Origin of the sequence: Mycobacterium sp. 4D054 (assembly GCF_052245755.1) — a bacterium.
Taxonomy (GTDB): domain Bacteria; phylum Actinomycetota; class Actinomycetes; order Mycobacteriales; family Mycobacteriaceae; genus Mycobacterium.
Window position 1 is genome coordinate 1 of the sequence record NZ_JBQQCF010000123.1, and the last position, 1,952, is coordinate 1,952.

Here is a 1,952-nt window from a genome sequence, read left to right on the forward strand (position 1 = left end):
TGTCGCTTGCCAGGGTGATGGGACCACCTGATTGCCAGGGGGATGGGACCACCGTGGCGCGTTATCGAGGATGCTCGTCGGGTCCCTCTGGGTCAAGCTGACCGGGTCGGGTGCGTTGGCGGTAGGACGGTCCTTCGATGACCAGGGTGTGGGCCGCAGCGGTGAGTCGGTCGATGGCTGATTGGGCGAGCAGGGTGTCGGCGGTCATGGTCAGCCATTCGGCGGGTTCCCGGTTTGATGTCACGATGGTGGTCTTGGTTTGGTGGCGTTCGACGACGATTTCGTAGAAGTCGCTGGTTTCGGTGGCGTCGAGGGGTCGCAGCGCGAAGTCGTCGATGATGAGGACGTCGACGGCCGCCAGTCGGCGGATCTCGGCGTCGACGGTGTGGTCGAGTCGGGCGGCGCGTAGCCGGGTGAACAGTTTGTCGGATCGGGCGAACAGGACGGTGTGGCGGCGACGAATGGCCAAGTGCCCCAGTGCTGTTGCCAGATGTGTTTTGCCTACGCCCACGGGCCCGAGGATGATTGCGGACTGTCCGGCGTCGAGGAATCGTAGCGAGGTCAGGTCGCCGAGCAGGGTACGGTCGTAGCGCAGGTCCTGTTGTGCGGTCCAGGAGTCGAAGCGCATCGTCGGGTCGAGTCCGGCTTTGGCCGCCCGCAGGGCGGCTGATCGGGATTCGCGTCGGGATACTTCGTCGGCAAGAAGTGTTTCGAGGAATCCGATGTGGCTGAGTTTGTGCTGGCGGGCCAGTGCGGCCCGTTCGGGCAGGGTGTCGGCCAGGGCGCCGAGCTTGAGCGCTTTGAGCAGTCGGAGCAGGTCGGCGCCGACCGGGTCTGCGGCCACGCGGTTGGTAGTGGTCATATCAGCAGGTCCCCTCGGAGTCGGCATTGGCGATGACGGTCAATGATGTTGAGGTGGTGCCGAATTCGGATGGATCGCGCGAGAACCGGGTAGCGGTTTGGCCGACGGCCAGCGGCAGTGCCGGGATCGTGTTCTCGGTGGCGCGCTCGAGCATCGAGGCGATCTTGTTGACCGAGACGACGTCGAGATCCAGTGCCACCGAACATGCCTGCTCGACACGCTGCGCGCCGTAACGGCGCACCAGGCCCTGGAGTCGGTAGACGGTGCGCATCCGCGTCCACGGCAGCGGATCGTCGAGGATGCGTTCGGCGTAGATCCCGACGTTCGGGCCATAGGCGGCGCAGGTGGCGATCAGCGTCGTTAAGTCCCGCAGCGCGTAACCGACTTTGTGTTCGGGTAGATCAGCGCGGTCGGTACTGCGGCCTCCCGCAGGCTGACGAGGATGGACTTTGACCAGCACACCGCGGTGATAGAACTTCACCAGCTCACCGTCAGCACGCACGTCGAGGGTGTGCCCGATCCACTGCTCAGGAAGCGAGTAGAGGGCTTTGGCGACCTCGGCGTGGAAGTCGCGGTGCACCTTGACCGCTTTGAACACCGGCACGTCGTAGGCCCCCGGCACCGCCAGCAGCAGCGGTTGCTCCTCGGTGGTGAACACCTCCACCGGCCGTGCGCAGGTGGTGCCGTGGATGCGGGTCCCGGCAGTACGAAGACACCACACGGTGACAGCCTGCTGCGCCTGCTCAATACTGGCGAATGTTTCACCGTCCCAGAAGTTTCGGCGCACGTACTGCACCGCACGCTCCACTCGCGGTTTGTCCTTTGGGGAGCGCACCCGAGCCGGGTCGGTGAGGAACCCGACATGACCGGCGTAGTCGAGCCACCCCTGGGTGAATCGGGGATTGACCGCATCAGCGGCGGCGATCACCGGCTTGAGGTTGTCCGGGATCAGCACCGCGAACACCCCTCCGAAGAACTCCCACGCCGCCTGACATCCGGCGATCACCGCCACCAGGGTCTGCGAGTAGGTCAGCCACACGAACATGTGCCGGGAGTAGACGGCGGTGAAGATCAGCGCGTGCACCTTGCG

General features: G+C 65.1%; 2 protein-coding genes. Both read right to left on the minus strand.

Annotation, left to right across the window (positions count from 1 at the left end):
- Positions 1-61: 61 nt before the first annotated feature.
- Entirely contained in the window at positions 62-862 is an 801-nt protein-coding gene (gene istB / locus ACTWP6_RS30135) for an IS21-like element helper ATPase IstB (RefSeq protein WP_070351813.1), read from the minus strand.
- A gap of 1 nt (position 863) precedes the next feature.
- Positions 864-1,952: Mu transposase domain-containing protein (locus ACTWP6_RS30140; protein ID WP_443189625.1), on the minus strand; the 1,089-nt coding region annotated here is incomplete at its 5' end.

Coding starts and splice junctions, on each gene's coding strand:
- istB (WP_070351813.1), bottom strand. CDS start 862: ATGACCACTACCAACCGCGTGGCCGCAGACCCGGTCGGCGCCGACCTG.